Source organism: Streptomyces sp. SID10853, from assembly GCF_010548145.1.
Lineage (GTDB): Bacteria > Actinomycetota > Actinomycetes > Streptomycetales > Streptomycetaceae > Streptomyces.
The window spans coordinates 1-4,975 of the sequence record NZ_JAAGLN010000356.1; the positions used below are offsets into that span (position 1 = coordinate 1).

A 4,975-nucleotide genomic window follows, 5' to 3' on the forward strand; every position below is an offset into this window, starting at 1 on the left:
CGTTCGGGCGCCGCGCGGACGGGGGAGCGGACGCCCGGCTCCGGGCCCCCGGTCCGGGAGGCACGGTCTCCAGCGCCTCGACCGGGGGGCCCTGCACGATCTGCGGTCCGGTGTCCTGCGCGTGGCGGCCGGGCGTCCCGGACGGTCCGGGCGAGGGCGTGGCTGCCCCAGAGCCGTGCGGCGGGACGGCCACACAGCCGGACGCGGCCGAGACGGCTGCGCCCAGCAGGGCCAGGGCGACGATCTTCGTTCGGTGCACCCGCCCAACTCTGCTGCCCGCGCGAGCCGTTCGGGGCGCCGGAAGCGGAATTGGCCCCGCACGGGTGAGTCGGCTACTCGCCGGTGACGCCGTCGATCCGTTCCCGGATGAGATCCGCGTGACCGTTGTGGCGGGCGTACTCCTCGATCATGTGCGTGTAGATCCACCGCAGACTGAAATGCTCGCCCCGTCGGCTGAGCCCCTTGGACAGATCGTCCAGCGCGTAGCCGGCGGCCACTTCGCGCGCATAGGCGATCTCGCGCTGCCAGGTGCTGTACGCCTCGTCCCAGGTGTCCGCGTCGGTGAGGTGGAACTCCCCGTCCGGATCCTCCTCGCTGAAGTAGAGCGGCGGGGTCTCCTCGCCCGCCAGCACCTCGCGGAACCAGCCCCGCTCCACCTCGACCAGATGCCGTACGAGCCCCAGCAGGGACAACTCCGAAGGCGGCACGGTGGCCGCACGCAGCTGCTGCTCGTCGAGGCCGGCGCATTTGAGGGCCAGGGTGGCGCGGTGGTAGTCCAGCCACCCCTCGAGCATGGTGCGTTCATCGGCCGTGAGCGACGGTTCCTTGCGTTCCGGTGTCGTCATGCGGAGCATCATCACCCAGCGGCCGACGACCGCGCCACGCGATATCGCACCCGGCCGGGCGGCCCGTATGCTGCCCAGGCACCAGGCCGCCGGGAACGGCGCCGGACCATGACGGGCCGGTCACCGGGACGTCCGGCCCGGCGACATATCGACGGACGGAGAGGGAGACCCTGTGAAGGTCGGCTGCATCGGGCTCGGAGACATCGCGCAGAAGGCATATCTGCCGGTACTGACGACCCTGCCCGGGATCGAACTGCACCTCCAGACCCGGACCCCGGCCACCCTCACCCGTACCGCCGGTACCTTCCACATCCCGGCGGACCGGTGCCACGCCGACCTGGACTCGCTGCTCGCGCAGGGGCTCGACGCCGCGTTCGTCCACGCGCCGACGGCCGTCCACCCCGAGATCGCGAGCCGGCTGCTCCAGGCAGGCGTGCCGACCTATGTCGACAAGCCGCTCTCGTACGAACTCGCCGCGTCCGAACGGCTGGTGGCACTCGCCGAGGACCGCGGTGTGAGCCTCGCCGTCGGCTTCAACCGGCGGCTCGCGCCTGGCTACGCCCAGTGCGCCGACCACCCCCGCGACCTGATCCTGATGCAGAAGAACCGGACGGCCCTGGCGGAGGACCCGCGCACCCTGGTACTCGACGACTTCATCCATGTCGTCGACACGCTGCGCTTCCTGGCACCCGGTCCGGTCGAGCACATCGACGTACGCGCCCGGATCCGCGAGGGTCTGATGCACCATGTGGTGCTCCACCTCTCCGGTGACGGCTTCTCCGCGATCGGCTCGATGAACCGGGTCAGCGGCTCCACCGAGGAGATCCTCGAAGTCTCGGGCGGCGGCGCCAAGCGACAGGTCGTCAATCTCGCGGAGATCATCGACCACAAGGGCCAGCCGTCGGTCCGCCGCCGCGGCGACTGGGTGCCGGTGGCCCGCCAGCGCGGTATCGAGCAGTCCGTGCTCGGCTTCATCGAGGCGGTGGCGGCCGGCAAGCTGCTCAGCGCCAGGGACGCCCTGCTGACCCATGAACTCTGCGAGCGTGTGGTCCTGCGGGCTCTGGAGCAGGCCGCCTGACCGAGCGCAGCCCCTCGACCGCGCACAGCACGGCGAGCACCGCCAGGGCGCCGTGCACCGGCCAGTCGCCGAACCGCACATAGAGCGTCGTGCCGTGGGCCAGCGGGATGTCGTACACCTGCGCGGCGCTGCGGTCGGTGCCCAGCCGGGGGCCGACCTGGTCGCCCCCGGGCCCGTACACCGCGCTCACCCCGGTGAGTGTGGCGTGCACCATCGGGCGGCCGCTCTCGGCCGCCCGCAGCGCGGCCAGCGAGGCGTGCTGCTCGGGTGCCCAGCTGTGCTGGAACGACGAGGTGGACGACTGGGCGACGAGAAGCTGCGAGCCGTCCTTCGTCAGCTGCCTGCCCATGTCGGGGAACGCCGTCTCGAAGCAGATCAGCGGTCCCACGCGGAGCCCACCGGGCAGCTTCATGACGACCTGGTGCGTACCCTGCCTGCGGTCCTCGCCCGCCGCACGGCCCACCGATGTGGCCCAGCCGAGCAGCGAACGCGCCGGGATGTACTCACCGAACGGGACCAGCCGCATCTTGTCGTAGCGGTCACCGGTCAGCCCGGCCGGGCCGACGAGTACGGAACTCTTGTAGATCCCCGGTGCGTCGGACCGTCTGGCGTCCACATTCACCAGGATGTCCGCGCCGGTCTCCCGGGACAGCCGGGCGATACGCGCCGTCAGGTCCGGGCGGGCCGCCAGATCATGGGCGACGCTGCTCTCGCCCCACACCACCAGATCGACATGGCGGCCGGCCAGCTGTCTGGTCAGGGCCTCACTCCGGTCGAAGCGGTCCTTGAGTTCCCGGGTGACACCCGGCTGTACGACCGCCACCCGGGTCCCGCCGGACGTCTCGGGGCGCGGCGCCCACACCCAGACGGCCCCCGTGAGGACGGCGCAGGCCAGTACCCCGGCCACCGCCGTCGTACGGGCGGACTCGACCACAAGCAGTGCCACGGCTCCGGTGTTGACCGCCACCACGAAGAGACTCAGCAGCCAGACCCCGCCCACCGAGGCGAGCCGCAGGGCCGGGGCGACCTGCCACTGGCTGGAGCCGAGCAGCCCCCAGGGGCCGCCGAGCCCCTGCCAGGACCGCACCAGCTCGACCATCAGCCACCCGGAAGGAACCACGACCAGAGCGGCCGCCACCCGTGCGGCGCTCGCAGCCCCGCCCAGCATCCACCGGACCAGCCACCCCCACGGGGCCCAGAGCAGCCCGAGCAGTGCGGCCAGGACCACGATGAAGACATTGAGGCTGGGAATCAGCCAGTGGTGTACGGAGATCATGAACCCGGTGCCGCCGAGCCAGCCGTCCAGCGCGGCCCGCCGCCCCGTGGGCGCCGCGCGCACCAGGAGCATCCAGGGCACCAGGGCCACATAGGCGAACCACCAGAGGGACGGCGCCGGGAAAGCGAGCGCCGGGAGTGCCCCGGCAAGCAGCGCCGCCGCGCCGCGCCACCAGGGCGAGAGGCCGGCCCTGCGCAGTCGCTCCAGCGGAATCCGCATCCAGCGCCTCCTCGCTCCCGCCCCGTGAGCAGCCTCGTGCGGACGGTCTCCGCCGAGTTGTCGCTGTCCACAGTGTGGGGGAGCGGGACGGCCACCGACAGTGCGCCCGCACCCGCACGGCGTGTCAGATACCGCCCGGCGTACCCGGAACGCGCCGCCACTTCTCCTGTACGACGACCCCGAGCAGCCGCCATCCGCTGTCCGTCCTGACCAGGGTGAAGGAGTAGCGGCCGCCCGAGACGAAGTCCGGCGCGGTCGGCTCGGTGCCGCCTTCGGAGCCGTCCGCGGAGCCACCCTCTGTGGAGCCGCCCCCGGAACCGCTCGCGTCGCCCTCGCCTGTACCGGCGCCGCCGGAAGGCCGGGACCTCAGCCGCATCGGATTGAGGTAGTCGGCCTGGACCTCCGCCCGGTCTCCCGGGTAGCCGCCCAGATCCTGGAGCCGCAGCCGCCGGTTGACGATGAAGTGCTGGCGTACGGGGAAGAGCCGCATCATCTCCGCGAGCCAGTCGGCGACCTCCGCAGCAGGGCCCTCCACCCCGCCCGCCGTGCGGTAGTCGGCCCGGCCGTCCGGAGCGAACAGCGCCCGGTAGTCGTCCCATTGGCCGTCGTCCACGGCCACCGCGTAGCCGGTGATCAGTTCGTCGATGTCAAGCCGGTCCATCACGGTAGCGAGTTCCACGCGCTGAGTCATCGGGTCAGTCTCCGGCACCCGGTGCCCGGGGCCAAGGGGGCTGCACGACCGCCCCGGTGGCCTTCGGCGCCCTTGTGGGAGGGTGACGCGATGACCGTACGCATCGAACGCAACGGCCCCGTCACCACCGTGGTGCTCGCACGGCCCGAGGCACGCAACGCCGTCGACGGCCCCACCGCCCACGCCCTGGCCGACGCCTTCCGCGCCTTCGACGCCGACCCGGACGCGGCGGTGGCCGTGCTCTGGGGCGAAGGGGGCACCTTCTGCGCGGGAGCGGACCTGAAGGCCGTCGGCACTCCGCGCGGCAACCGCGTCACCGCCACCGCCGACGAGGGCGACGCTCCGATGGGGCCGACCCGGATGCGGCTCGGCAAGCCGGTGATCGCCGCCGTCTCCGGCCATGCGGTGGCCGGAGGGCTCGAACTCGCGCTCTGGTGCGATCTGCGGGTGGCCGACGAGGACGCCGTGTTCGGGGTGTTCTGCCGCCGCTGGGGTGTGCCGCTGATCGACGGCGGAACGGTACGGCTGCCCCGGCTGATCGGTGAGAGCCGGGCCATGGACCTCGTACTGACCGGCCGTCCGGTCGGCGCGGCCGAGGCGCACGCGATCGGCCTCGCCAACCGGGTGGTGCCCGCCGGAACGGCACGGGCGGCGGCCGAGGAACTGGCCGCGTCCATCGCCGCGTTCCCGCAGACCTGTCTGCGGGAGGACCGCCTCGCGCTGCTGGAGCAGAGCGGTCTGTCCGAGGCGGACGCACTGGCGGGCGAACTGCGGCACGGCCGGAAATCGCTGACGCAGGCACAGCGCGGAGCGGACGAGTTCGCCGCGGGCGCCGGGAGGCACGGGTCGTTCGGCCCGCCGCCGGT

The 4,975-nt window shown here is 72.6% G+C and carries 5 protein-coding genes and 1 pseudogene; 2 read left to right on the plus strand and 4 right to left on the minus strand.

Going from position 1 to position 4,975, the window contains the following annotated elements; translation table 11 throughout:
* Positions 1-259, minus strand: a pseudogene (locus G3I19_RS34455) (hypothetical protein); the annotation flags it as partial.
* Between the two features lie 73 nt (positions 260-332).
* Positions 333-845 (minus strand): DinB family protein, encoded by a 513-nt coding sequence (locus G3I19_RS34460; RefSeq protein WP_164267636.1) that lies wholly within the window; start codon positions 843-845, stop codon positions 333-335.
* Between the two features lie 172 nt (positions 846-1,017).
* On the opposite strand from G3I19_RS34460, the gene G3I19_RS34465 reads away from it, so the two are divergent.
* Positions 1,018-1,923, plus strand: coding sequence for a Gfo/Idh/MocA family oxidoreductase (locus G3I19_RS34465; RefSeq protein ID WP_164267637.1), 906 nt, complete (start codon positions 1,018-1,020; stop codon positions 1,921-1,923).
* Here the strand turns inward: G3I19_RS34465 and lnt are convergent.
* Entirely contained in the window at positions 1,847-3,418 is a 1,572-nt protein-coding gene (gene lnt / locus G3I19_RS34470) for an apolipoprotein N-acyltransferase (protein WP_164267638.1), read from the minus strand. The two genes, G3I19_RS34465 and lnt, sit on opposite strands and share 77 nt — an antisense overlap.
* Positions 3,419-3,542: 124 nt before the next feature.
* On the minus strand, positions 3,543-4,109 hold the full coding sequence (locus G3I19_RS34475; protein ID WP_164267639.1) for a nuclear transport factor 2 family protein: 567 nt from the start codon (positions 4,107-4,109) through the stop codon (positions 3,543-3,545).
* A gap of 90 nt (positions 4,110-4,199) precedes the next feature.
* Between G3I19_RS34475 and G3I19_RS34480 the strand changes: the two genes are divergently transcribed.
* Positions 4,200-4,975: crotonase/enoyl-CoA hydratase family protein (locus G3I19_RS34480; protein ID WP_164267640.1), on the plus strand; the 776-nt coding region annotated here is incomplete at its 3' end.

Excerpts from the sequence above, each read along its gene's own strand:
- G3I19_RS34460 (WP_164267636.1), bottom strand. The coding sequence starts at position 845 with ATGACGACACCGGAACGCAAGGAACCGTCGCTCACGGCCGATGAACGC.
- lnt (WP_164267638.1), bottom strand. The coding sequence starts at position 3,418 with ATGCGGATTCCGCTGGAGCGACTGCGCAGGGCCGGCCTCTCGCCCTGG.
- G3I19_RS34475 (WP_164267639.1), bottom strand. The coding sequence starts at position 4,109 with ATGACTCAGCGCGTGGAACTCGCTACCGTGATGGACCGGCTTGACATC.